The 21,835-nt window shown below is 68.0% G+C and carries 24 protein-coding genes; 15 read left to right on the forward strand and 9 right to left on the reverse strand.

Annotated elements, in window-relative coordinates; all coding sequences use genetic code 11:
* Nucleotides 1-76: 76 nt before the first annotated feature.
* Nucleotides 77-286, reverse strand: coding sequence for a hypothetical protein (locus EIK80_RS26185; RefSeq protein WP_158624754.1), 210 nt, complete (start codon nucleotides 284-286; stop codon nucleotides 77-79).
* A gap of 159 nt (nucleotides 287-445) precedes the next feature.
* On the opposite strand from EIK80_RS26185, the gene EIK80_RS26190 reads away from it, so the two are divergent.
* Nucleotides 446-694, forward strand: coding sequence for a hypothetical protein (locus tag EIK80_RS26190; RefSeq protein ID WP_158624755.1), 249 nt, complete (start codon nucleotides 446-448; stop codon nucleotides 692-694).
* On the opposite strand, the gene EIK80_RS24835 is transcribed toward EIK80_RS26190, so the two are convergent.
* Both EIK80_RS24835 and EIK80_RS24840 read right to left on the reverse strand, forming a co-directional pair.
* Entirely contained in the window at nucleotides 691-1,026 is a 336-nt protein-coding gene (locus tag EIK80_RS24835) for a hypothetical protein (protein WP_125159680.1), read from the reverse strand. The genes EIK80_RS26190 and EIK80_RS24835 overlap by 4 nt on opposite strands.
* A 311-nt stretch (nucleotides 1,027-1,337) precedes the next feature.
* On the reverse strand, nucleotides 1,338-2,630 hold the full coding sequence (locus tag EIK80_RS24840) for an NRAMP family divalent metal transporter (protein ID WP_125159681.1): 1,293 nt from the start codon (nucleotides 2,628-2,630) through the stop codon (nucleotides 1,338-1,340).
* Nucleotides 2,631-2,717: 87 nt separating this feature from the next.
* Between EIK80_RS24840 and EIK80_RS24845 the strand changes: the two genes are divergently transcribed.
* Together EIK80_RS24845 and EIK80_RS24850 are read left to right on the forward strand one after the other, a co-directional pair.
* Nucleotides 2,718-3,164 (forward strand): cytochrome c, encoded by a 447-nt coding sequence (locus EIK80_RS24845; RefSeq protein WP_233586933.1) that lies wholly within the window; start codon nucleotides 2,718-2,720, stop codon nucleotides 3,162-3,164.
* Nucleotides 3,165-3,386: 222 nt separating this feature from the next.
* Nucleotides 3,387-4,187 carry a universal stress protein gene (locus EIK80_RS24850; RefSeq protein WP_125159682.1) on the forward strand — a complete coding sequence of 267 codons (801 nt, stop codon included), beginning with the start codon at nucleotides 3,387-3,389 and terminating at the stop codon, nucleotides 4,185-4,187.
* Between the two features lie 41 nt (nucleotides 4,188-4,228).
* Here the strand turns inward: EIK80_RS24850 and EIK80_RS24855 are convergent, their stop codons facing one another.
* Nucleotides 4,229-5,086 carry a universal stress protein gene (locus tag EIK80_RS24855; protein ID WP_125159683.1) on the reverse strand — a complete coding sequence of 286 codons (858 nt, stop codon included), beginning with the start codon at nucleotides 5,084-5,086 and terminating at the stop codon, nucleotides 4,229-4,231.
* Between the two features lie 271 nt (nucleotides 5,087-5,357).
* Between EIK80_RS24855 and EIK80_RS24860 the strand changes: the two genes are divergently transcribed.
* The gene (locus tag EIK80_RS24860; protein WP_233586934.1) at nucleotides 5,358-7,529 is read left to right on the forward strand and encodes a copper-translocating P-type ATPase; all 2,172 of its coding nucleotides are present in this window, start codon (nucleotides 5,358-5,360) and stop codon (nucleotides 7,527-7,529) included.
* A gap of 43 nt (nucleotides 7,530-7,572) precedes the next feature.
* Here EIK80_RS24860 and EIK80_RS24865 read toward each other — a convergent pair whose 3' ends face one another.
* The gene (locus EIK80_RS24865) at nucleotides 7,573-10,245 is read right to left on the reverse strand and encodes a bifunctional acetate--CoA ligase family protein/GNAT family N-acetyltransferase (protein WP_125159685.1); all 2,673 of its coding nucleotides are present in this window, start codon (nucleotides 10,243-10,245) and stop codon (nucleotides 7,573-7,575) included.
* 237 nt (nucleotides 10,246-10,482) lie between these two features.
* Here EIK80_RS24865 and EIK80_RS24870 point away from each other — a divergent pair, with 237 nt between their 5' ends.
* From EIK80_RS24870 to EIK80_RS24895, 6 genes are all read left to right on the forward strand, one after another.
* Nucleotides 10,483-12,348: a PAS domain S-box protein gene (locus EIK80_RS24870; protein ID WP_233586935.1), complete on the forward strand. Its 1,866-nt coding sequence runs from the start codon at nucleotides 10,483-10,485 to the stop codon at nucleotides 12,346-12,348.
* Nucleotides 12,338-12,961, forward strand: a complete 624-nt coding sequence (locus tag EIK80_RS24875; RefSeq protein WP_125159687.1) for a response regulator transcription factor — start codon at nucleotides 12,338-12,340, stop codon at nucleotides 12,959-12,961. Before EIK80_RS24870 ends, EIK80_RS24875 begins: the two co-directional genes overlap by 11 nt.
* Before the next feature lie 81 nt (nucleotides 12,962-13,042).
* Complete coding sequence (locus tag EIK80_RS24880) at nucleotides 13,043-13,462, forward strand: response regulator transcription factor (protein ID WP_125159688.1); 420 nt, start codon at nucleotides 13,043-13,045, stop codon at nucleotides 13,460-13,462.
* A 160-nt stretch (nucleotides 13,463-13,622) separates the two neighbouring features.
* Nucleotides 13,623-14,660 (forward strand): alcohol dehydrogenase AdhP, encoded by a 1,038-nt coding sequence (gene adhP / locus EIK80_RS24885; RefSeq protein ID WP_125159689.1) that lies wholly within the window; start codon nucleotides 13,623-13,625, stop codon nucleotides 14,658-14,660.
* A gap of 168 nt (nucleotides 14,661-14,828) precedes the next feature.
* Nucleotides 14,829-15,257 (forward strand): cytochrome c, encoded by a 429-nt coding sequence (locus EIK80_RS24890; RefSeq protein ID WP_233586936.1) that lies wholly within the window; start codon nucleotides 14,829-14,831, stop codon nucleotides 15,255-15,257.
* 138 nt (nucleotides 15,258-15,395) lie between these two features.
* Nucleotides 15,396-16,757 carry a sensor histidine kinase gene (locus EIK80_RS24895; RefSeq protein ID WP_125159690.1) on the forward strand — a complete coding sequence of 454 codons (1,362 nt, stop codon included), beginning with the start codon at nucleotides 15,396-15,398 and terminating at the stop codon, nucleotides 16,755-16,757.
* Nucleotides 16,758-16,767: 10 nt separating this feature from the next.
* Here EIK80_RS24895 and EIK80_RS24900 read toward each other — a convergent pair whose 3' ends face one another.
* Entirely contained in the window at nucleotides 16,768-17,547 is a 780-nt protein-coding gene (locus tag EIK80_RS24900; RefSeq protein WP_125159691.1) for an LOG family protein, read from the reverse strand.
* A gap of 4 nt (nucleotides 17,548-17,551) precedes the next feature.
* Nucleotides 17,552-18,151, reverse strand: coding sequence for an NAD(P)H-dependent oxidoreductase (locus tag EIK80_RS24905; protein ID WP_125159692.1), 600 nt, complete (start codon nucleotides 18,149-18,151; stop codon nucleotides 17,552-17,554).
* Nucleotides 18,152-18,361: 210 nt separating this feature from the next.
* Between EIK80_RS24905 and EIK80_RS24910 the strand changes: the two genes are divergently transcribed.
* Nucleotides 18,362-18,688 carry a hypothetical protein gene (locus EIK80_RS24910; protein WP_125159693.1) on the forward strand — a complete coding sequence of 109 codons (327 nt, stop codon included), beginning with the start codon at nucleotides 18,362-18,364 and terminating at the stop codon, nucleotides 18,686-18,688.
* Here the strand turns inward: EIK80_RS24910 and EIK80_RS24915 are convergent.
* Together EIK80_RS24915 and EIK80_RS24920 are read right to left on the reverse strand one after the other, a co-directional pair.
* Entirely contained in the window at nucleotides 18,685-19,161 is a 477-nt protein-coding gene (locus EIK80_RS24915) for an NUDIX domain-containing protein (protein ID WP_125159694.1), read from the reverse strand. The two genes, EIK80_RS24910 and EIK80_RS24915, sit on opposite strands and share 4 nt — an antisense overlap.
* Before the next feature lie 77 nt (nucleotides 19,162-19,238).
* Nucleotides 19,239-19,865 (reverse strand): helix-turn-helix domain-containing protein, encoded by a 627-nt coding sequence (locus tag EIK80_RS24920; protein ID WP_233586649.1) that lies wholly within the window; start codon nucleotides 19,863-19,865, stop codon nucleotides 19,239-19,241.
* A 180-nt stretch (nucleotides 19,866-20,045) separates the two neighbouring features.
* Between EIK80_RS24920 and EIK80_RS24925 the strand changes: the two genes are divergently transcribed.
* Genes EIK80_RS24925 through EIK80_RS26195 form a run of 4 tightly spaced genes read left to right on the forward strand, consistent with a single transcriptional unit; the run spans nucleotide 20,046 to nucleotide 21,830 of the window.
* On the forward strand, nucleotides 20,046-20,945 hold the full coding sequence (locus EIK80_RS24925) for a universal stress protein (protein WP_233586937.1): 900 nt from the start codon (nucleotides 20,046-20,048) through the stop codon (nucleotides 20,943-20,945).
* A 44-nt stretch (nucleotides 20,946-20,989) separates the two neighbouring features.
* Complete coding sequence (locus EIK80_RS24930) at nucleotides 20,990-21,613, forward strand: cytochrome c (protein ID WP_125159696.1); 624 nt, start codon at nucleotides 20,990-20,992, stop codon at nucleotides 21,611-21,613.
* The gene (locus EIK80_RS26495) at nucleotides 21,550-21,687 is read left to right on the forward strand and encodes a hypothetical protein (protein ID WP_199743617.1); all 138 of its coding nucleotides are present in this window, start codon (nucleotides 21,550-21,552) and stop codon (nucleotides 21,685-21,687) included. Before EIK80_RS24930 ends, EIK80_RS26495 begins: the two co-directional genes overlap by 64 nt.
* Nucleotides 21,684-21,830, forward strand: a complete 147-nt coding sequence (locus EIK80_RS26195; RefSeq protein ID WP_158624756.1) for a hypothetical protein — start codon at nucleotides 21,684-21,686, stop codon at nucleotides 21,828-21,830. The genes EIK80_RS26495 and EIK80_RS26195 overlap by 4 nt, the downstream gene beginning before the upstream one ends.
* Nucleotides 21,831-21,835: the final 5 nt, after the last annotated feature.

Raw genomic sequence — 21,835 nt, forward strand, 5'->3', positions numbered from 1 at the left:
AGTAAAGCGCCCGAACCCGCAGGGGGCCTGGCGTAAGTATGAGACGGGGCGGACATGCAGACTCCCTGCGGCGAACCTAAACCCCTCCTCTCACGCACCGCATGCCCAGGCTTTGATCGCCGTCAATGCCAAGCTCGGTGATCCCCACCATGGTGACGATCCATTCCTGGGAGAGCTTCATGTCGACCAAGCTCGTGACGCCGCCAAGGTCGCTTGCTCCAATCGCCGGCGCCGCCGCGCTCGTCGCCTGGAGCGCGGCCTTGTTCCAGGCCCTGCCGCGTCTCATGGCAGGCCCGCTCTGTAGCGCGCGATCCGACCCGTTCTCGTTCGCCGGACATTGCCCCGCCTGTTTCGTGGCCGTGGGTTTGACCCTGGTCTTTCTGGCGAGCCTGACGAGTCCGGCGCTATTGGCGCGCGCGATCCCGATTGGGCGGCCTTCGCGGCGATGACCCAGGAGGTCGGCGCGGCTGGCCTGAACATCCCGTCCTTCAACGGCGACGATGTCACGCTGGCCTTCGCTGGAGCCTACCTGCCGCTGTGCCGCGCCTTGCGCGAGGCCGGCGCGATCGATCCGCACGCCCTGGCGGTCCGCATCCTGGCGCGGCTTGGGCCGGAGCGCGAGGCCTCGTGGGCGGTGCTGGCGATCTCACTGGCCCACGTGCTGATCCAAGAGACCGAAACGTCGCGCGGCTAGGTCTGGCCGCGCGCCTGATCGTCCTGCCGGCCGCCCTGGATCACGCGCAGCGCCACGTCCTTGGCGGCGTCGAACGAGGACGCCGAAAGCACGATGGTCTCCTCGGGCCGGGGGCGACGCAGAACGGCTTGCAGGGCGGCGATCAGCGCCGCGCTCGAACTGACTTCCCCCGCCGGCGCGTAGAGCCCCATGGTGTCGGCGAGCTTGCCGCGATCGAGGACCCCTGCCGCTTCGAGTTCATCGCACAGCGGCAGGTAGGTCGCGGCCATCAGCTTGACCAGGTCGCTCGCGCTGAACGTCAGCGCGCCTGGCCGGTCCTCGGAACCGCTCATGTCTTCAACCTTCCTGCTGGCGCCGCGGCCGATCGAATTGAAAACTCATCTCTCGCCTTCGGCCGCCAGTGATGCGGGCAGAATCGATTTCATAGGCCAAATCGCCCCCTAGGAGCGATGCTTCTATTTCTCATTTTGAGTATTGAACCGGAATCTGTACTTTTATTATCCGGTTGCAAATTTCGATCCGTGGCGCAGATCGCATCAAATATATGGGTGAAGAGATTTAGGTAAAAGCGCTGGGGATAGATACCTCGGCCTGATTTTTGGGGGCTCTGAAGGCGGCGGGAAGAGCGGCTCGGCTTCGCTCGCTAGCGGCCCCAGGTCGCCAGCAGGCCCACCGCCGCGGCGGTCATCACCAAGGTCGCGAGCCACCCGACGACTTTCAGTCCCGGGTGAAGCTTGAACGAGCCCATGACTGCGCGGCGGCTGGACATGTGCATCATCAAGGCCATGATCGGAACGGCGACGATCCCGTTGATCACCGCGCTCCAGAAAAGCGCCTTGATGGGGTCGATGGGGCTGAAGTTGAGCGCCGCGCCGATCAGCGTGGCCACCGCGATGGCGCCGTAGAACGCCTTGGCGCGTCTGGGTTTTCTGGCCAGGCCCACGTGCCAGCCGAACGTCTCGCCCAGGGCGTAGGCCGAGGAGCCGGCCAGCACGGGCAAGGCCAGCAGACCGGTGCCGATGATCCCCAGGGCGAAGACGAAGAACGCCAGCGGGCCGGCGATGGGCCGCAAGGCTTCGGCCGCCTGGGCCGAGGTCTGGATGTCGCTGACCCCGTGGGCGTGCAAGGTCGCCGCCGTGGTCAAGATGATGAACAGGGCCACGGCGTTGGAGATCGCCATGCCGACATAGGTGTCGATGCGGATGCGTCGAAACTCCGCGGGCGCCTGATCCGGCGCTCTCAGAAGCGGCTTGGCGTCGACACGCTCCCTGACCTCCTCGACTTCCTCTTCGGCCTGCCAGAAGAAAAGGTAGGGACTGATCGTCGTTCCCAGCAGCGCGACGATGGCCGTCAGATAGTCGGCGTTGAAGGTCACGCTCGGCATGACGAGGCTGCGCGCCACCGTCGGCCAGGGAATCTGGACGACGAACGCCACGCCGACATAGGCGAACAGCGACAGGGTCAGCCACTTGAGGACGGACACGTAGCGGGAATAGCGCGAGAAGACCTCGAGAAGCACCGAGACCAGGCCGAAGAGGGCGACATAGAGCAGGGCGGGCCCGCCGATCAGCAGCTTCAGAGCCGCGGCCATGGCGCCCAGGTCCGCTCCGAGATTGATGACATTGGCGCTGACCACCAGAAGGACCACGGCATAGACCATGCCGCCCGGATAGTGGCGCTTGAGGTTGCCGGCGATTCCTCGTCCGGTGACCCGGCCGATTCTGGCGCTGATCTCCTGGATCGCGCACATCAGAGGCCAGCTGAACAGCATCACCCAGGTCAGGCCGAAGCCGAATTGCGCGCCCGCCTGCGAATAGGTGGCGATGCCGCTGGGATCATCATCCGAGGCTCCCGTGATCAACCCCGGACCGAGGACCCGCAGGAGCCTGGGCCGTTCGGGCTGCTTGACGGCGGCGTGATCAACGGCGTCGATCATCAGGTCCTCGTGATATTGATCAGGATCAGGGCGGGCCCTTATCCTATGGTCAGGCTTGTGTCTTGAATGTGGGCTCGGAGCTTGGTCATGAACGTCGACGCGATGCACGTCCAGGTCGCCCGGAACCCGACGCCTTGCGCACGCCGCACCTTTCGGATTCCAGTTCCTCTGGGTTTGCGCCTACTTCCGCTGGTCCTCAGCGGGGCCGTGGTCGCCGCGCCCGCGGCGGCCAGCCCGCCCGACCCTGTCGCCCGAGGCCAGGTCATCGTCGAGCGCGACTGCGCCGGCTGTCACGCGGTGGGCCGGACCGGCGACAGTCCCAATCCTCAAGCCCCGCGCTTTCGCCAACTGCATGAACGGTATGATGTCGAGGCGCTGAGCGAGGCCTTGACCGAGGGCTTGACGGTCGGTCACGGACCGATGCCCGAATGGTCGTTTGGGCCGGCCGACAACGCCGCGATCCTGGCCTATCTGAAGAGCCTCGAGGCGCCGACCAAGGGCAAGGCCAAGCCGGCCGCCTCACGGATCCCATGAAACCGTCCCGCCAGCGCGTGGCTTTGCTCAAGAATATCTGACCTGGACAAAGGAAATCTCCGGGGCTGGGCGAAGAAAATATGGGTCGCGCGGCGGCCCGTTTTGACCGGCGTCAATCGTCCGGTCGGCGCCCGCCGGGGCTCCGTACAAATGCGGATGCCGGCGCGACGAGGCGCTCGCTAGCGTGATCTCCAGGCGCTCTTGCCGGCCTTGGAGGCGATGATGAAGAACGTTCTGCTTTTCGTGCACCAGGACGAAGGCCAGGAAGCCCGCCTGCAGGCGGCCCTGGATGCGACGCGAGCCCTGAAGGGTCACCTGACCTGTATCGACGTAACCCCTATCACCGTGGTCGCCGGCGACGACGGCGGTCAGGCCCAGGCGCTGCTCTTGGTGGAGGAGCGCAAGCTTGAGACGGCCAATCGCGTGGCCCTGACCGCCCGACTGACCCAAGAAGGCCTGCCGTGGGATTGGATCGAGAGCACAGGCGACGTCGCCAGCTGCGTCCTGGACGCAGCGGGCTTGGCAGATCTGATCGTCATCAACTGCAAGCGCGACACCTTCATGCAGATCGAGCCGCGGGCGATCGCTAGCTCGACGGTGATGGGCGCGCGTTGCCCGGTCTTGGCGGTGCCCGACGCCGCGCGGGGCTTCGACGCCGGCGGCCACGCCGTCGTGGCGTGGGACGGCTCGGCCTCGGCCATGGGGGCGTTGCGCGCGGCTACGCCCCTTCTGCGCCTGGCCGGATCGGTGGCCATTTTCAACGCCGACGACGGCGGCAAGGGCGCGCCTGAGGAGGCCGCCGCAGCCTATCTGTCGCGCTACGGCGTCCACGCCTCCATCGAACGGGCCTCGGCCCACGGCCAGCGCGCCGATGCGGCGATCCTCAAGGCCTGCGCCGACCAGCACGCCAGCTACTGCGTGATGGGCGCCTATGGCCAGGGTCGGCTGCGCGAGGACCTGTTCGGCGGGGTCACCCGCGGCATGCTTTCCGCGGCCCGCCTGCCGCTCGTCCTTGGCCGCTGAAGCACGAAGGCCGCGCCGGGCCGTGATCGCTCGGCGCGCGCTTAGTGGGCTAGGAGCAGGTTCAGCGTCCGGCCGTGGACGATCAGCGACTTGGTGACGCCGCCTAGGACATCTTCGCGAAGGCGCGAGTGTTCGAAAGCGCCGGCCACCAGCAGACCCGCGTCCCAGGATCGCGCCTGGCGAACCAGGCCATCGTATCGGCTGAGGCCATCACGGGACTCGACCTCGATCTCGCTTACGCCGTGGCGACGAAGATAGGCGACCAGTTGTTCGGGCGCGGCGATAACCCGCTCGCTGGCGCGCAGATGGGCCGGATCCTGGAGAATGACCACGCGTGTAGCAGCCTTGAGGAGTGGCATGGCGGCGCGTACGGCGCGCGCGGCCGCCGGGCTGCCGTTCCAGGCGATGGCCGCGCCGAGGCCCAAATCTCCGCGCGCTCCGCTGATCACCAGGACCGGAACCTGGGCGCGAAGGAGAGCGTCGGTCATCAGTCCGCTCCAAGATCCCAGGGCCTGCAGCGTCAGGCGGCCAACGACCACCAGATCGGCGAACGGCGCGAGGGCCGATAGGTCCAGCGCGTGCGCCGACTGCTCCTCGACAAAGACGATGCGGCCGGCGTCCGATTCGACGCCCGGGCTCGATTGTCCGGTCACCTCACGGGCCATGGCCTCGACGCCGCGACGCAGCTCCGCCTGCGCGTTCTGGGCGGCCTCTCGCGACGCGGGCGGTACGCCAAGGCCGTTTTTATCCTGGGCGGCGTTTCCGAACATCGCCAGGGGAGGGGCCAGGACCACACTGACCTGCCCATGGGCGGTGCGCGCCAGTTCGGCGGCGGAAGCAAGCGTCAGGGCGTCGTCGTCGGCGCCGGTGAGAACGGTCAGGATACTGGCGTAGCTCACGGCGAGATCCTCATGCCATGCTGGGAGTTTGGGGCCGCGCGCTGGCGCGCCCTTGCGCCAAATCAAGTTCCTCCGCATCGTCAGGCGCAGACGCAGTCGTCTACGGGACATTGCGGATGCCGCGCCGGCGCATGCGCGCGTCAACATCACCCGCGCCTGTCGGCTGAGCCATGCGGCCGCATCGCGGGCGTCCGGTCACGGCGGCGCGAAACCTATGGAAGACGCGGCTCCGTCGAGACCTCGACGCGGCCCGCGCGGCGAGGTCGACGGAATGAACGCCCACGAGCCAGACGCGACCGACAGCTCGCTCGCGCCGGCGACGCCGCTTGGCGCGCTGGTCTTCACCTGTCCCATGCATCCCCAGGTGCGCCAGGCCGGCCCCGGGCTTTGCCCGTTCTGCGGCATGGCGCTCGAGCCGGTCTCCGCTTTGGGCGATCAGCCGCCCAATGCCGAACTGGCCGACATGACGCGGCGCTTCTGGATAGGCCTTTGTCTGACCCTGCCGGTCTTCACACTGGAGATGGGCGCCCACCTGATGGGTCACCATCGGTGGGTCGCGCCGATGGTTTCCAATCTGATCCAGTTCGCTCTGTCGACGCCCGTGGTGCTGTGGGCCGGCTGGCCGTTCTGGGTTCGCGGCTGGCGGTCGGTGGTCAGCGGTCGGCTCAACATGTTCACCCTGATCGCCATGGGGGTGGGCGTCGCCTACGGCGAGAGCCTCGTCGGCCTGTTCGCGCCTCGGCTGCTGCCGTCGGGCGCGCGCGACGCCATGGGCGCGACGCCCGTCTATTTCGAGGCCGCCGCGGTGATAACTGTCCTGGCTCTGCTGGGCCAGGTCCTGGAGCTTCGCGCGCGCGAGCGCACGTCGGGGGCCATCCGGGCTCTGCTTGACCTGGCGCCCAAGACGGCGCGCCGGGTCAAGGCGGACGGGAGCGACGAGACCGTGACCCTGGACCTCGTGTCGGTCGGCGATCGCCTGAGGGTTCGTCCGGGCGAGAAGATTCCGGTCGACGGCGTGCTGGTCGAAGGCCGCGTGACGATTGATGAGTCGCTGGTCACCGGCGAGTCCATGCCGGTCACCAAGGCCGCCGGTGACACGGTGGTCGCCGGCGCGATCAACCGGACCGGCGCCTTCGTCATGCGCGCCGAGAAGGTCGGGTCTCAAACCCTGCTCGCGCGGATCGTGCAGATGGTCGAGCAAGCCCAGCGCAGCCGGGCGCCGGTGCAGCGGACGGCCGACCGGATTTCGGCCTGGTTCGTGCCGGCGGTCATCGGCGTCGCGCTCGCGGCCGCCGCGGCCTGGATGGCTTTCGGACCTCAACCCCGTCTCGGCTATGCCCTGATGGCGGCGGTTTCGGTGTTGATCATCGCCTGTCCCTGCGCGCTCGGGCTGGCGACCCCGATATCGATCATGGTCGGGATCGGCCGCGGCGCGCGCCTGGGCGTGCTGATCAAGGACGCCGAGGCGCTGGAGCGGCTAGAGAAGATCGACACCCTGGTCGTCGACAAGACCGGAACTCTCACCGAAGGACGTCCGGCGGTGACGGCCGTCGAGCCCGCCGAGGGTTTCGATGCGGCGCGGCTGCTGCGCCTGGCCGCGAGCCTGGAGCGCGGAAGCGAGCACCCGCTGGCCGAGGCTATCCTGGCCATGGCTCGTGATCGCGGCCTGGCCTTGTCGGAACCCGCGCAGGTCGACTCGCCAGTAGGCCTCGGCGTGCTGGGCCTGGTCGACGGACAGCGCGTGGCGGTCGGCGGGCCCCGGCTCATGGCCCAGGAAGGCGTCGAGGCGGCTCCCCTCGCAGCACGGGCCGAGGTTCTACGTCGCGCCGGCGCGACGGCGGTGTTCGTGGCTGTCGGCGGGCGGTTGGCCGGCGTGCTGGGGATCGCCGATCCGATCAAGGCGACGACTCCAGCGGCCTTGGCGGCCTTGGAGGCCGACGGCGTTCGCGTGGTCGTGGTGACCGGAGACAACCGCACCACGGCGCTGGCCGTGGCCGCGCGTCTGGGCCTTCAGGAGGTTGAGGCCGACGTCTCGCCCCAGGACAAGGTCAAGGTGGTGGCGCGCTTGCGGGCGCAGGGGCGCCTGGTGGCCATGGCCGGCGACGGCGTCAATGACGCGCCGGCCCTGGCGGCGGCCGAGGTCGGGGTGGCCATGGGGGCGGGCGCCGACGTCGCCATTGAGAGCGCGGGGGTGACCCTGGTGCAGGGCGACCTGCAGGGCATCGTCAGAGCCAAGCGACTGTCCCGGGCGGTCATGCGAAATATCCGCCAGAACCTGGTGTTTGCCTTCGCCTACAATCTCGCCGGCGTGCCGATCGCCGCAGGCGTGCTCTACCCGGCGTTCGGCATAACGCTGTCGCCGGCGATCGCGGCGCTGGCCATGGCGCTGTCGTCGGTGAGCGTGGTGGCCAACGCCTTGCGCCTGCGTGGGACACGGCTCTGACCGGCGCTTTGCTCGAGCATGAGGGCCGCGCCCGAACCGCTGTCTAGGCCAGCGGCGTCAGGTGACGCTCGACCATGCGCAGGCTCATGTCCTCGGGGCAGGCGCGCACCGAAAAGCCCATCTCGGCTTCGAGCCGCAGAGCCGCCCCGTTCTCGGCGCTCTCCAGGGATTCGATGGTCTCCACGCCATGGGCGCGCGCGTAGGTCAGGGTGTGGTCCATCAGCGTCCAGCCCAAGCCGCGTCCCTTGAGATCCGAACGCACCGAAACGGCGATCTCGGCGCGCGAGGGATCCGCGCCCTTGGCCAGCATGGAAACGGCCAGGATGGTCTCGGTCCCAGGCTCCAGGGCGAGGAAGGTCATCGTCCGCGCGTAGTCGATCTGGGTCATCAGCGCGAGGCGGTCATGGTCGACGACATGGATGCCGGTGAGGAACCGCATCCGAAGGTCTTCGGGCGTCAGCTGGGCAAAGAAAGCCGCCAGGGCCGCTTCATCGTCCGGCCGGACCGGGCGCACGTGGAAGGCCAGGCCCGATCGGGTGGAGAGATCGCGCGTCCAGTCGGTCGGCGGCGGCGCGATGACCAAGCGTGACGGCGGGCTGGAAAACGGGCTGATCACCATGCGCGCGTCGAGGGCGAGGACGCCGTCGGGTCCGACGCGCAGGGGATTGATGTCAAGCTCAAGCACATCCGGAAAATCCACCACCAGCGCCGAGAGCGCCGCGATCGTGCGCGCCAGGCCCTCGATGTCGGCGGCGGGGACATCGCGATAGCCGGCCAGCAGGCGGCTGATGCGGGTTCTGGCGATCATGTCGCGGGCCTGGGCGTCATTCAACGGCGGCAGGCCCAGAGCCTTGTCGTTCAAGATCTCCACCGCCGTACCGCCAGCGCCCACCATCAGCACCGGACCAAAGATGGGATCGGTGGTCAGCCCGACGATCACCTCGAGGCCGCCGGGCGGGGCGATCGACTCGACGGCGAAGCCGCTCAAGTGCGCATGCGGCGCGCGCGCGGCGATGGTCTCGCGCATGGCTCGGGCCGCATTCGTGGCCGCGCGCACCGTGGGCAGGTCGAGCGCGACGCCGCCGACGTCGGACTTGTGCGAGATGTCGGGCGAGACGATCTTGATCGCATAGGGCGGCGCCAGGATATGGCAGGCTTCTTCGACCGCCTCGATCGAAGGGGCGAAGCGGGTCGGTATGACGGGCACGCCATAGGCGGCTAAAACCGTCTTGGCTTCGACTTCGTTGAGCAAGGTGCGGCCCGCTTCGCGCGCATTGGCGAAGATCAGTCGCACAGCCGTGCGATCGCCCACGATGTCCGTCCGCGTCACCGGCGCGTTGGTCAGGGCCAGGCGGGCGCGGCCAGCGGCCAGCAGGTAGCCGAACCCGCGCGCCGCCGCCTCGGGATTGTCGAACAGCGGCACGGCCGCCTTGGCGAAAAGATCGCGAACGGCGGCGGCGTTGGCGTCGCCCAGCCAGCACGCCAGGACCGGCTTGAGCACGCCGCGTCGTCGGGCCTTGGCTACCACGTCGGCCACCGCTTCGGCGATGTCCTCAGGGGTGGAGACCGCGGTCGGACAGTTCATGACCAGAACGGCGTCGACGCCCGGATCGGCCAGCACGGTCTCGAGCGCCGCCGTGTAGCGGTCGGCATGGGCGTCGCCGAGCAGATCGATCGGGTCGGCATGCGACCAGCCAGCCGGCATATGGGCTTCGAGCGACGCGATCGTCTCGGGCGCCAGCGCCGCCAGGCGGGCGCCGACGCCGTCGAGCGCGTCGACGGTCAGCACGCCGGCCCCGCCGCCGTTGGTGACGATGGCCAGACGATCGCCGGCGCGCGCACGGGTGGAGCCGAGCACGGCCGCGGCGTCGAAGAGATCCTCGAGTGTCTCGACCATGACGATCCCGGCTCGCGCGAAGGCGCAGGCGTGAACGTCGTAGGCCCCGGCCAGGGCGCCGGTGTGCGAGCGCGCGGCCATGCCGGCCGCGGCGGTGCGACCGGCCTTGATGGCGATGACCGGCTTGTTGCGCGCGGCGGCCCGCGCCGCCGACATGAACTTGGCCGCGTGGGTGACACCTTCGATATAGAGCAGGATGGCGTCGGTGTGCGGATCGGCGTTGAAGAGGTCGATCAGGTCCGCGAGGTCGGCGTCGGCCATGTCGCCGGCCGAGACCACGCCGGAGAAGCCGATCCGCCGGGCGCGCGCCCAGTCGAGCATCGCGGTGATCAACGCGCCGCTCTGGGAGATGAACGCCAGGCGCCCGGGCGTGGCGTCGCCGCGCGTGAACGAGGCGTTGAGCCTGGCGTGCGGCGCGAGAAGCCCTAGGCCATTGGGGCCCACTATCCGCAGGCCAGAAGCCTTGGCGGCAGCCAGCATCGCCGGCCGCAGGCCGTTCTCCTCGGTCAGTCCAGCGGTGATCACCATGGCGATCCTGACGCCGCGCTCGCCCAATCCGGCGATGACGTCCGGCACGGTTCGCGCGGGAGAGGCCACTACCGCCAGGTCGATGTCGGTCGGCAGATCGGCCAAATCGGTCCAGCATTTGACGCCGTCGAGCGCCAGCGGGCGCGGATTGACGACGTGGATCGCTCCGGCGAAGCCGCCGTTGATCAGGTTGCTGACCACGACCGCGCCGACGCTGCCGGGACGGTCGGAGCCGCCGACGACCACGACGGCCGAAGGGGAGAGCAGGGCGGACAGGGCGTGTTGGGACATCGTGAGCCTCGGCTTTGACGCGCCGAAAGGACCGCTTCCCCGCCGACGCCGCCATCCGTAGAATCCACAGGGACGCGCGAAGCCGAACTTACGAAAAGAGCTTGGCTATGGCGCGGTCGGACGTTCGGCTCTACTTTGCCCGGCGGAATAGGATGCATACTGGCGGTAGAGTGGCGTGGGTGCGGCAGCATGAACCTTGAGCAGGCAAGAGTTGAGCCGCCACGCGCGTCTTTCGCCTTGTCCGAACCGCTGTCGGCCCCCGCGCGCTATGGCTTGGCGGTCGGCGCCGTGGCGGTCGCGGCCCTGGTTCGCCTGGCGCTGGAGCCTTGGCTTGAGCATCGCTCGCCCTATCTAATGTTCACCGCTTCGGTGGTTTTGGCCGCCGCCTTCGGTGGTCTGCGGCCCGCGCTCGTGGCCAGCGCCCTAAGTCTGGTCGTGGGCCTCCTTTTCGTGGGCGAGGGATGGCGCGGGCCGCTCACCGATGGCCTGACGTTCGCGCTCGTGTCCGCCGCCTTGATCCTGGTCGGTGGAGAGATCGATCGCCTGCGCTTGCGGTCGGCCGCGAGCGAGCGCGAGGCCCAGGAAAGGGCCGCCGCGGCCGGACGCGTCGCCCACGAACTCAACCTGCTGATCGATGGCGCGGCCGAGTACGCCATCTACATGCTCGATCCGGAGGGGCGTGTGTTGATCTGGAATTCGGGTGGAGAGCGGCTCAAGGGATGGCGCGAAGCCGAGGTGCTCGGACAGCCGGCGGCGATGTTCTATCCGGCCGACGCGCGCGCTGCCGGCAAGGCGGAGGCCGACCTTGGCCGGGCGCGGGCGTTGGGCAAGTTCGAGGAAGAAGACTGGCGTCTGCGCAAGGACGGTTCGGAGTTCCTCGCCCACGTATCCATCACGACGCTTTATGACGAGGCCGGTAGACTGCAAGGCTATGGCAAGGTGGTGCGCGACGTCACAGGCCATAGAGCCAGCGAGCGGGCTCTGCGGGCCAGCACCAACCACCTCAAGTCCATCCTTTCCACGGTGCCCGATGCGATGATCGTCATCGACGAGGCCGGGAGGATCCTGTCGTTCTCCAGCGCCGCCGAGCGCCTGTTCGGCTATGCCGAGGCCGAGATCGTCGGGGAGAACGTCAGCAAGCTGATGCCCGAACCCGACCGCGGACACCATGACGAATACTTGAATCGCTATGTAGATACGGGCGAGCGCAAGATCATCGGCATCGGACGGGTGGTGGTGGGGCAGCGCCGCGATGGGGGAACCTTTCCCATGGAGCTGTCGGTCGGCGAGGCGCGGGGCGACGGGCAGCGCGTGTTCACCGGCTTTATCCGTGATCTGACCGAACCCCATCGCACCCAGGCCCGCCTCGACGAACTCCAGGCCGAGTTGATCCACGTCGCCCGCGTCAGCGCCATGGGAACGATGGCCTCGACCCTGGCCCACGAGCTGAACCAGCCGATCACGGCGGTGGCCAACTATGTCGAGGCGGTGCGCGATCTGCTCGAGCGGCCTGACCCCGAAGACCTGCCGATGATCCGCGAGGCTCTGACGGACGCCGCCGGCCAGGCCATCAGGGCGGGCCATATCGTTCGGCGTCTGCGTGACTTCGTGGCCAGGGGCGAGGTCGAAAAATCGATCGAGGACCTTCATGGCCTCGTCGACGAGGCCTTGGCCCTGGGGTTGATGGGCGCGCGTGAATCCGGTCTGGCCGTCAGCGTAGATCTCGATCCCGCCGCCAGCCTGGTGCTGGTCGACAAGGTCCAGATCCAACAGGTGCTGATCAATCTGGCGCGCAACGCCGCCGAGGCCACGGCGGGACGCGCCGATCGCCGGATCTGGGTGTCTAGCCGTGTCGAGGCGGGAGGGCTCGTGCGCGTGACGGTCGCCGACACAGGGGCGGGGGTTTCGCCCAGCGTTTCCGAACAACTCTTCACCGCCTTCGTCAGCACCAAGTCCGATGGGATGGGGTTGGGGCTGTCGATCTGTCGAACCATTGTCGAGGCCCATGGCGGCCGTATCTGGTTCGAGCCCCGCCAAGGCGGCGGAACGCAGTTTCACTTTACCCTTGTGCGCGCCGATCCGGAGGCGATTGATGTCCGATAAACGCATGATCCATATCGTCGATGACGACGACGCCATTCGCCGTTCGGCCAGCTTCATGCTGAAGACGTCCGGATTTTCCGTGACGGCGCACGAGTCCGGCGTGGCCTTTCTGCGGGAGGTGCGCCACCTGCAGCCAGGCTGCGTGCTGCTGGATGTCCGCATGCCCGAGATCGATGGCCTGGAAGTCCAGGCCACGCTGAACGAACGGGGTATCGCCATGCCCGTCGTCGTGCTGACCGGCCACGGGGATATCAGCGTGGCGGTGCGCGCGATGAAGGCCGGCGCCGTCGACTTCATCGAAAAGCCGTTCGAGAAGACGACGCTCCTGGCCGCGATCGAGACCGCCTTCGAGCGCCTGGCCGACGTCGAGGGACGATTGGCCCGGTCGATGGAGGCCAGCGTCGCCATCGCGGGTCTGAGCGGGCGCGAGCAGGAGGTCCTCAAGGGCTTGGCGCAGGGCTTGCCCAACAAGACCATCGCCTTCGACCTTGGCATTTCGCCGCGCACCGTGGAGGTCCACCGCGCCAATCTGATGACTAAGCTGAAGGCGCGCAGCCTCTCCGAGGCGCTGCGCATCGCCTTCGCCGCCGGCTTGGCCGAGCCGGAGGCCTAGGAAGTTTACGTAGCGACGTGATCGCGAGCGGATGCGAAGCCTGATCCGAGTCGAATTTCCGATCAGTCTTCAGACGCCGCCATGACCGCTTCCCCGACCTCTGACGTTTCGAGCCCGCCACGCCTCCTGCTCGTGGAGGATGACGCGGCCGTGCGCCGGGCGTTGCAGCTTCTTCTGCGCGCCAGGGGATATGATGTGCGGGCCTATGCCGCCGGATCGGCGTTGCTGGCCGATCTCGACGCCCAGAGGCAGGCCGTGGTCCTGATCGCCGACATGAAGATGCCGGAGGTCGACGGGGTCATGCTGTTGCGCGCTCTGCGGTCCGGGGGGTGGCAGGGGCCAGCCCTCTTGATCACCGGCTTTCCCACCCCTCAGGTGCGCGCTGACGCGATGGCGGCGGGCTATGCCCGCGTGCTCGAAAAACCTCTCATCGAGCATGCGCTGGCCGACGCGGTCGATCGTCTGGTCGCCGCCGGCGGCGATGGCGCGACTACGTACTAATCCCAACTGCGTCTCGGGAGCCTCCGGCCTATCGGAAGGATCGTGCGCCAAGCGATTTCCTTCGAAGACGCCGAGGCTCCGGGAGACACCTGACATGGCCAAGTCCGATCTTCTTTCACCTCAAGCCGCTTCGACCCTGGGCGGAGCGCGAAGCCCCCTGATGAAAGCCGCTGTGGTCCGAGCCTTTGGTCAGGCCCTGACGATCGAGAGCCTCGACCGTCCAAAGCCCGGTCACGGGCAGGTTCTGGTCAAGATCGGCGCCTGCGGCGTCTGTCACACTGATCTGCACGCCGCCAACGGCGACTGGCCGATCAAGCCCTCGCCGCCCTTCGTGCCGGGCCACGAGGGCGCGGGCGAGATCGTCGAGATCGGCGAGGGCGTCAGCCATCTCAAGGTCGGCGACCGGGTCGGCGTGCCGTGGTTGCATTCGGCCTGCGGTCAATGCGACGCCTGCCTGGCCGGCTGGGAAACCCTGTGCCCGGACCAGCAGAACACCGGCTACTCGGTCAACGGCGGCTTCGCCGAATACGCTCTGGCCGAGGCCGACTATGTCGCGCGTCTGCCCGACAACATCGATCTGGTCGAGATCGCGCCGGTGCTGTGCGCCGGGGTCACGGTCTACAAGGGCCTGAAGATGACCGAGGCCAAGCCGGGCGATTGGGTGGCGATCAGCGGCGTCGGCGGCTTGGGCCACATGGCTGTTCAATATGCGGTGGCCATGGGCCTGAAGGTCGCGGCCATCGATATCGACGACGACAAGCTGGCCCTGGCCACGCGGCTAGGCGCGAGCCTGGTCGCCAACGCCCGGGACGCCAACGCCGTCGCCCAGATGAAGGCGCGCATGGGCGGGGCGCACGGCGTTTTGGTCACTGCGGTGTCGTTGCCGGCGTTCAGTCAGGCGCAAGGCCTGGCGCGACGCGGCGGCACGGTCGTGCTGGTCGGCCTTCCGCCCGGCGATTTTCCGCTGTCGGTCTTCGACACCGTCCTGAACGCCATCACCGTGCGCGGCTCGATCGTCGGCACGCGACTGGACCTCAAGGAGGCCTTGGCCTTCGCCGCCGACGGGCGGGTGCGCGCGACGGTCGCGACGGCCCGGCTGGAAGACATCAATACGGTTCTGGATGACATGCGCCAGGGCAAGATCGAAGGCCGCATTGTGCTGGACTTTTCCGCCAAGACCATCGGCGATGAAGGCTAGTCCCGCGCCGAGGCCGACGACCTGGTTGATCTTGACCGTGCTCGCGATCGCGCTTCCCGTGCGCCGCTGGCTGGTCCGGCGAACGCCCCCAGGGTTGGGGGCAAGGCTCTGGCCAGGATCGCGTCGGCTAAGTCGGGGCGATGGTGGTTGGGGACCGACTTGAGAAGGGTGAACGGGCGACACGCTCGCATCCGGGTCAAGGCCGTGCTCGCCGTTGTGGCTCTGGGCGCCTGCGCGGCCGAACCCAAGATCAGCGGTCAAGGCCGGGAAATCCTCGACGCGCGCGATCGCGGCGAGGCGACGGCCAGGAGCCAGTGCGCCAGCTGCCATTTCACGGGTCAGGACGGCGTGGGCGCGCGCGTGGATGCGCCGTCCTTCGGCGAGATCGCGGTGCGCTATCGAGACCTGCGGATCGACTGGGAGCTGGAGACCATCAGCCAGGTGGGCCACTACGCCATGCCCGCCAAGCCGCTGTCGCCGGGTCAGATCGCCGATTTGACGGCCTATATCCGAAGTCTGGACCATCAAGATCGCGACGACCTGGAGAACGATCCGGGTCCGGACAGACCGGGCAGTCATGTGCGGCGCATACCTTGACCCCCGCCGCCCTGGTGGTCGGCTGGTCGCAAGATTGTCGTCCGTCGGCGAGGGCTTCGGCGAAGCTTGAGTTGAGTCAAAGCCCGGCGTCCCGCGCGAGGGCTGGATAACGAGGGACGCGCGCGGGGGAAATCGGCGATGACGCTTAAGCTCTGGCTCCATCCCGAAAGGACCGCCATCCGGCCGACCTCGCCGCTGGCCTATCTCATCGCCGTCGCCAGCATCGCCCTGGCGACGGGCCTGCGGCACGTCCTGGCGCCGTGGATTACTGGCGCTCAGTTCATCACCTTCTTTCCTGCGATCATGCTCACGGTGTTTCTGTGCGGCGCTCGCGCGGGCCTCCTCACGGTCGCCTTGGCCGCGCTCGCGGCCCGGTTCGTATTGGGACCGCCCGCGCCCACGCCGCGTGATGATGTCGCCCTGGCGATGTTCATCGCGGTCGGTTTGCTCGATGTCTTGGTCCTCTCGGCGCTGCTGCGATCCAACGCCGCCCTCAAGCAGACCCTGGGCCACCTCCGCCGAGCCAACCAGGACCTGATGGCCAGCGAAGCGCGGTTTGGCGACCTTCTGGAATCAGCGGCCGACGCCATGGTGATCGTGGATCGGGGCGGCGTCATCGTCCGCGTCAATGGTCAGACGGAGCGCCTCTTCGGCTTTTCACGCCACGATCTCGTCGGCCAGCCCGTGGAGCGGCTGATTCCCGACTCCCATCGTGTGTCCCACGCCCGGTTCGTCCGCGACTACATGGCTTCGCCGCAACTTCGCGAAATGGGGCTCGGCGGTGAGCTGCAAGGCCAGACCGCGAGCGGCGCAGCCTTTCCCGTCGAGGTCAGCCTCAACCCCCTGCGCAATAGCGATGCGGGCCTGGTCTGCGCCGTCATTCGCGACATCAGCCTGCGCAAGGCCGCCGAGGATCGCCAGACTCTGCTGATCCACGAGCTCAATCACCGCGTGAAGAACACCCTGGCGACGGTGCAATCGATCGCGCGCCAGACCTTGAAGTCGACGGGTGATCCGGCGGCCTTCTGCGAAGCCTTCACCGCTCGTCTGGTCGCGCTCTCTCAGAGCCACGACGTCCTGACGCGCAACGACTGGACCGGAGCGACTCTGTCGGAGGTGTTGCTCGAGCAGTTGCGGCCCTATCGACGTGACCACGTCGCCCGGTTCGAGCTCTCTGGCCCTCCTGTCAGCCTCGCACCGCGCGTGGCCCTGGCGCTGGGCATGGTGTTTGGCGAACTCAGCACCAACGCGGCCAGGTATGGAGCGCTGTCGAACGACGAGGGGCGTCTTCTGGTCGAGTGGCGCTGGCTCGACGAGCCGGGCAAGCCGACCGTGGCTGTCACCTGGCGCGAGGTCGGCGGGCCACCCGTCGCCCCACCAAGCCAACACGGGTTCGGCGCGCGGTTGATTCAGCGCAGCCTGTCCCACGAGCTCGGCGGCTCGGCCGTTCTGACCTATGGGGCTGAAGGATTGGTCTGCGACCTGAGATTCGCGCCTTAGGGAGGGTTGCTCAAGATGTCGTCTCCGGCGTCCGCAAGCCGCCTTCCAGCAACCGCGACCAGACGGTCTCGGCGTCATCGGCGAAGGCCAGCAGCGCCAGATCGGCTCGATCGATCATGCCGGCCTCGACAAGCGCCTCGAAATTGATCACCGCGCGCCAATAGGCCTCGTCGAACAGGATGATCGGGACGGGCGGCGCCTTGTGAGTCTGACGCAGCGTCAGAAGTTCGAACAGCTCGTCGAACGTCCCAAAGCCGCCGGGGAAAACCACGAGCGCCCTGGCGCGCATCGCCAGGTGCATCTTGCGCATGGCGAAGTAGTGGAAGCGGAACGTCAGCGCCGGCGTGCAGTAGGGATTGGGTTGCTGCTCGCGGGGCAGGGTGATGTTGAAGCCGATCGACGGCGCGCCAACCTCGAAGGCGCCCTGGTTGGCGGCGGCCATCAGGCCGGGGCCGCCGCCCGTGGCGATGACGTTCTCGAAGACGCCTTGGCGCGGGCTCAGCGCGCCGCCGCGTTCCGAGGCGATCTGGCCGAGCCGCCGCGCCTGCTCGAACCAGAAGGCCTGGCGGCCCGGCCCATCGGCGCGCACGCGCGCGCTGCCGAACACCACGATCGTCGTGGCCACGCCGAAGGCGCGCAAGGCTTCGTCAGCCTTGGCGAACTCGAGCAGGAAGCGCACGCCGCGCATGGAGTCGCCGAGCAGGAAGTCCTGGTCGAGCGCGGCCAAGCGATAGGCCGGCGCATTCAACTGGGCGGCGTTGCTGGGCGGCGGTTGCGAAGCGTCGTCCATCGCGTCAGGCCACGGCGGGCCCGAAGAGCTCGTCCAGGCGCGTGCGCACCTGCTCGAGCACGTCGGCGCCGGACTCGTCGGTCATGTTCGACACCACGCCGCCGAAGTGCTTGTGATCGAGGACGCGGAGGCCGCAGACGCCTTGGAGATGGATGTCGAACACCGTCATCAGCGCCTTGAGCGCGCCGGTGTGGTTGACCCAGTCATCGGGCGCGCCGGAGGTCGAGAACGACAAAAGGCTCTTGCCCGTCAACAGCGCTTCGGTCCCGCCGGCGCCAGGCGCGTACCCGAAACCCATGCCGAAGACGCGGTCGACATAGCCCTTGAGAATGGCGGGCGGGGCGTTGAACCAGAACGGATAGACGAAGATGAAGCTCTTGACCGCGCTCAGCCGGCGCCGCTCGGCCACGACGTCGGGCGCGGGGGTCACGCCGTGCGGCGTAGGCATTTCCTCGGCCTGCAGGCGCGGGTCGAAGTCCATCGCATAGAGGTCGTGCAACTGGGCCTCATGCCCGCCCGCGCGAAGGTGTTCGACACAGGTGCGCGCCAGCGCCGCGCAGAAGCTGGTCGGTTTGGGGTGGGCGAGCACGACGGCGTGCAACATGGCGAGCCTCCAGTCTTTCGAGGCCTCCAGACTAAGGTCATCGCGCCGAGGAGAATTGATCCAAGTCAGGCCTTTTACGGCGCGAGGGGCGGCTCGAGGCCGCGCGATCCCCTGCGAAATTGGGCCGCCGTTCGGGGGTTTGACACAGGTCAAGCGGGTCCACGCTCATCCGGCGATGGTGGCGCTCGGCACACCCACAGGAGTTTAGACATGCGAAAGCCCCTTGCCCTCGCTGACGACCTCGGACACCAGGGCGGCAAAGCCTTCGCCAAGGTCGGCGAACATCTGCGCGCGTTGAAGGCCCAGCTCGGCGACAAGACGGGTGACGCGCTTTCGTCCACGTCGCTGGCTCTCGGTCACGCGGCCTTGGAGCTTGTCGGTGAGGTGGAAGAGAAACTCGACGCCGTGGCCGATGGCGCCCGACGCCAGATTCGCCGCCATCCGGACGAGGCGGCCGCGACCGCGGCCCTGGCGGTGGTCCTCGCCGCTGGCGTCGCGGGACTTGTCACCTACGGACTGATGCGCCGGCGCGACTAGCCCGCTCTACTGGCCGCGGCGATCCGCGCCGCGGCCTCGATCAATATGGGCCGTTGGCCTGGCAGAATCTTGCGCAGGGCGGTGGGCAGGTCGAAATAGGCGACGGCGTCGATCTCCGGCGCGTCGACCCACTGTCCCGAACGCGGGGGCCATTCCAGGCGGAAGGTCTGGCTGGCGAACCGCTCAAGGTCGAGATCGGCCCTGGCCAGCCAGGGAATAATCATCTTGCCGCGATAGGCGCGGCGAGGCGTCAGGGCCTCCAGTGGACCGTTCAGGGCCAGCCCTGTCTCTTCCTGAAACTCACGACGCGCGGCGGTCATCGCCATTTCGCCGGGCTCGATCAGCCCTTTTGGGATCGACCAAGTCCCGTCATCGCGGCTGCGCCAGTAGGGACCGCCGGGATGCCCGAGCAGGAAGACGGGGGTGTCGACGAGACCACCCCAAACCAGAACGCCGGCGGCTTGCTGCACCATGACTTTACCTTGAAATCATGGGCTCGGGACGACGAAACGGCGAGCGGAGGCGCGGGCGTTGGAGCCTCCAAGCGACGTTAGGGCGCGGCGCGAGCGGCCAGCCTGGCGGGGGAGGCGACGCGGAAGCGACGGCAGCCCTCCAGGGCGATCAGGCCCTCGCTCTGCAGCTGGCTGAACATGCGCGAGACGGTCTCGATGCTCAGGCCCAGGTGATCTGCGATGTCCTGGCGGCTCATCGCCAACTCGCTCCAGACCGACCGCTGTCGCTTGGCCACGTCGGACAGGAAGCCGGCGACCTTCTCCAAGGCGCTCTTGCGGGCCAGGAGCATCATGTGCTCGTGCGCCCGTTCCAGCTCCGAGCCGGTGGCCTGCCAGATGGCCCGTTCCAGGCCGTGGCCGGCCTCGCCGCGATGGCGCATGGTCGAGCGCCGGGCGACCAGGACGCGGGTGGGACCCAGCGCCTCGGCAGAGGACAGGTGCGCGGGTCCGGTCTCCAGGCCGAAGAGATCGCCCGGATAATAGAAGCCGGCGATCTGGCGGCGGCCGTCGCTGGTCAGGCGCGAGGCGCGCACCGCGCCGCTCTGGACCTGATAGACGAGATCGGTCTCTTCGCCCTGGGCGTAGATTTCTTCGTCGCTGGCGTAGGCGATGCTGACGCCCATGTCGCCGAACATGTCGGCCATGGGCGGATAAAGCGACGTCATCGCTGGAGCGGCGGCGGATCTCGGTAAGGCGTGCATCGACATCGTGGCTCTCCCTGCGGCGCGATGACAGGGATAGTGCCGCACGCCCCAACCACACCATTGGGAACAATACTTAGAATTGGCCGCTCGCTGTTCTGTGGGCCGATAGACAAAAGTTCCGGCATGTCCGAACTAGCTGCGATGGACACGCGTGCGCGCCAGCATCCGTATAATCCCTCATATCGACCATGTTTCCGCTTTTCTAGCCTTGGCGCCATTGGTCAAATGGAGGCGGCGATGAAGACGGTGCTGTTGCTGGTGCATGCCGACGCCGGTCAGGAGGCCCGTCTCCAAGCGGCGCTCGATCTGACCCGCGCGCTCGAAGGGCGCCTGATCTGCGTTGACGTCACGCCCATTCCCGACTTCGCGGGCGATATCGGCGGCGCGGCGCAGGCGATGATCCTGGAAGAGGAGCGCGAGGCCGAGACGATCAATCGGACCGCTCTGGAAGCGCGTCTGGCTGGCGAGGGCGTCGCCTGGGACTGGATCGACGCGACGGGCGACTTCACCCAATGCCTGATGCGCCAAACCGGGCTGGCCGACGTTATTGTTGTCAACTGCAAGCGGGACACGATGATGGGGGCGGATCCCCGCGGCGTGGTGGCCTCTGTCGTGAGTCAGGCCAGTTGTCCCGTGGTCGCCGTTCCGGACGACGCACGCGGCTTCAACCCCAATCTTCCAGCCTTGGTCGCATGGGATGGTTCGGAGCCATGCATGGCGGCCCTGCGCGCCAGTGTTCCGCTGCTGCGCTTGGCGCGCTCGGTCACCTTGTTCGTTGTCGAGGATGGCGCGGCCCGGGTCCCGCCCGTCGAGGCGGCGGCCGCCTATCTGTCTCGTCACGATATCCACGCGACGATCGAGCAGGTCGCCGCGGACGGCGCCACGCCCGACGCGCTGATCCTGACCGCCTGCGAGGCCGCCGGGGTGGGCTATTGCGTGATGGGCGCCTTCGGCCACGGCCGGCTGCGCGAAGAGCTTTTCGGCGGGGTGACCCGTCGCATGCTCGACGCCGCCGAGCTGCCCCTGGTGTTGGGGCGCTAAGCGCCGTTCGCCGCACGGTCCTTTTTCCAGTGAGGGAGGCGAGCATGCCTGCGGGATGTTCAGATGCGCGGCGGGGCGCGAGCCTGTCGTTCGCCACGGCGTTCTTGGTCTTGTGCGCCTGGGGCGCGCCGATCTCGTCCTCAAGAGCCCAGCCCGCGCCCGCGCCCTCGGGCGACCAGATCAACGGTCAGCGTCTGGCGCAGCGCTATTGCGGGCAGTGTCACGCTGTTGCGCAAGGCGTGAGCCCGCTACCGGATGCGCCGCCATTCCCGCGTCTGTTCACCCGTTACCGACCGGGCCGTCTCGACGCGATCCTCGCCGAGGGCATGCTAGCCCCCAGTCAGCCGCCGGAAGAGGGCTCGCCGCCAAGTCATCCCCGCATGCCGATGGCCAAGCTGGACGATGATCAGATCGCCGATCTCAAGGCCTATCTGCGCGGCTTGGATCCGCGTGTCGGCTCACGTCCCGCGCCCTGCCACGGCGCGGGGAAGGGCGATCCGGAGGAGCGAACCGCGTTCATCCGGGCATCTAAAGGCGCGATTGCGCGACATCAAATTCCGCGCGTCCGATCGCGCGAGACTGTCGACATTCGGAGGTTTGGACCATGGGCATGCTGCAGACGACCTTCCTCCTTCTCGACGTCCTCGGCCTCGCCGCCCTGGTCATGATCGCGAGCACGATTCTGTTGATCGCGACGGCGGGCGAGGGGCCTGTCATGCGACGCGATCGGAGACGGCCATGAAGCCGACGCCCCGCGGACCGTGGGTGGCGATCCTGGCCCTCGCGGCGGTCATCGGCGTGGCGTCGCTCGGCAGCTGCCACAACCTCGATCGCCTGCGCCACCCCAACCATGAGCCAGTGATCACGCCGGGCGCCGGACATTAGGAGAC

This window comes from Caulobacter sp. 602-1 (assembly GCF_003931565.1).
Classification (GTDB): Bacteria; Pseudomonadota; Alphaproteobacteria; order Caulobacterales; family Caulobacteraceae; genus Caulobacter.

Coding starts and splice junctions, on each gene's coding strand:
- EIK80_RS26185 (WP_158624754.1), bottom strand. CDS start 286: ATGAGACGCGGCAGGGCCTGGAACAAGGCCGCGCTCCAGGCGACGAGC.
- EIK80_RS26190 (WP_158624755.1), top strand. CDS start 446: ATGACCCAGGAGGTCGGCGCGGCTGGCCTGAACATCCCGTCCTTCAAC.
- EIK80_RS24835 (WP_125159680.1), bottom strand. CDS start 1,026: ATGAGCGGTTCCGAGGACCGGCCAGGCGCGCTGACGTTCAGCGCGAGC.
- EIK80_RS24840 (WP_125159681.1), bottom strand. CDS start 2,630: ATGATCGACGCCGTTGATCACGCCGCCGTCAAGCAGCCCGAACGGCCC.
- EIK80_RS24845 (WP_233586933.1), top strand. CDS start 2,718: ATGAACGTCGACGCGATGCACGTCCAGGTCGCCCGGAACCCGACGCCT.
- EIK80_RS24850 (WP_125159682.1), top strand. CDS start 3,387: ATGAAGAACGTTCTGCTTTTCGTGCACCAGGACGAAGGCCAGGAAGCC.
- EIK80_RS24860 (WP_233586934.1), top strand. CDS start 5,358: ATGAACGCCCACGAGCCAGACGCGACCGACAGCTCGCTCGCGCCGGCG.
- EIK80_RS24865 (WP_125159685.1), bottom strand. CDS start 10,245: ATGTCCCAACACGCCCTGTCCGCCCTGCTCTCCCCTTCGGCCGTCGTG.
- EIK80_RS24875 (WP_125159687.1), top strand. CDS start 12,338: ATGTCCGATAAACGCATGATCCATATCGTCGATGACGACGACGCCATT.
- EIK80_RS24880 (WP_125159688.1), top strand. CDS start 13,043: ATGACCGCTTCCCCGACCTCTGACGTTTCGAGCCCGCCACGCCTCCTG.
- adhP (WP_125159689.1), top strand. CDS start 13,623: ATGAAAGCCGCTGTGGTCCGAGCCTTTGGTCAGGCCCTGACGATCGAG.
- EIK80_RS24895 (WP_125159690.1), top strand. CDS start 15,396: ATGACGCTTAAGCTCTGGCTCCATCCCGAAAGGACCGCCATCCGGCCG.
- EIK80_RS24900 (WP_125159691.1), bottom strand. CDS start 17,547: ATGGACGACGCTTCGCAACCGCCGCCCAGCAACGCCGCCCAGTTGAAT.
- EIK80_RS24905 (WP_125159692.1), bottom strand. CDS start 18,151: ATGTTGCACGCCGTCGTGCTCGCCCACCCCAAACCGACCAGCTTCTGC.
- EIK80_RS24910 (WP_125159693.1), top strand. CDS start 18,362: ATGCGAAAGCCCCTTGCCCTCGCTGACGACCTCGGACACCAGGGCGGC.
- EIK80_RS24915 (WP_125159694.1), bottom strand. CDS start 19,161: ATGGTGCAGCAAGCCGCCGGCGTTCTGGTTTGGGGTGGTCTCGTCGAC.
- EIK80_RS24920 (WP_233586649.1), bottom strand. CDS start 19,865: ATGACGTCGCTTTATCCGCCCATGGCCGACATGTTCGGCGACATGGGC.
- EIK80_RS24925 (WP_233586937.1), top strand. CDS start 20,046: ATGGACACGCGTGCGCGCCAGCATCCGTATAATCCCTCATATCGACCA.
- EIK80_RS24930 (WP_125159696.1), top strand. CDS start 20,990: ATGCCTGCGGGATGTTCAGATGCGCGGCGGGGCGCGAGCCTGTCGTTC.
- EIK80_RS26495 (WP_199743617.1), top strand. CDS start 21,550: ATGGGCATGCTGCAGACGACCTTCCTCCTTCTCGACGTCCTCGGCCTC.
- EIK80_RS26195 (WP_158624756.1), top strand. CDS start 21,684: ATGAAGCCGACGCCCCGCGGACCGTGGGTGGCGATCCTGGCCCTCGCG.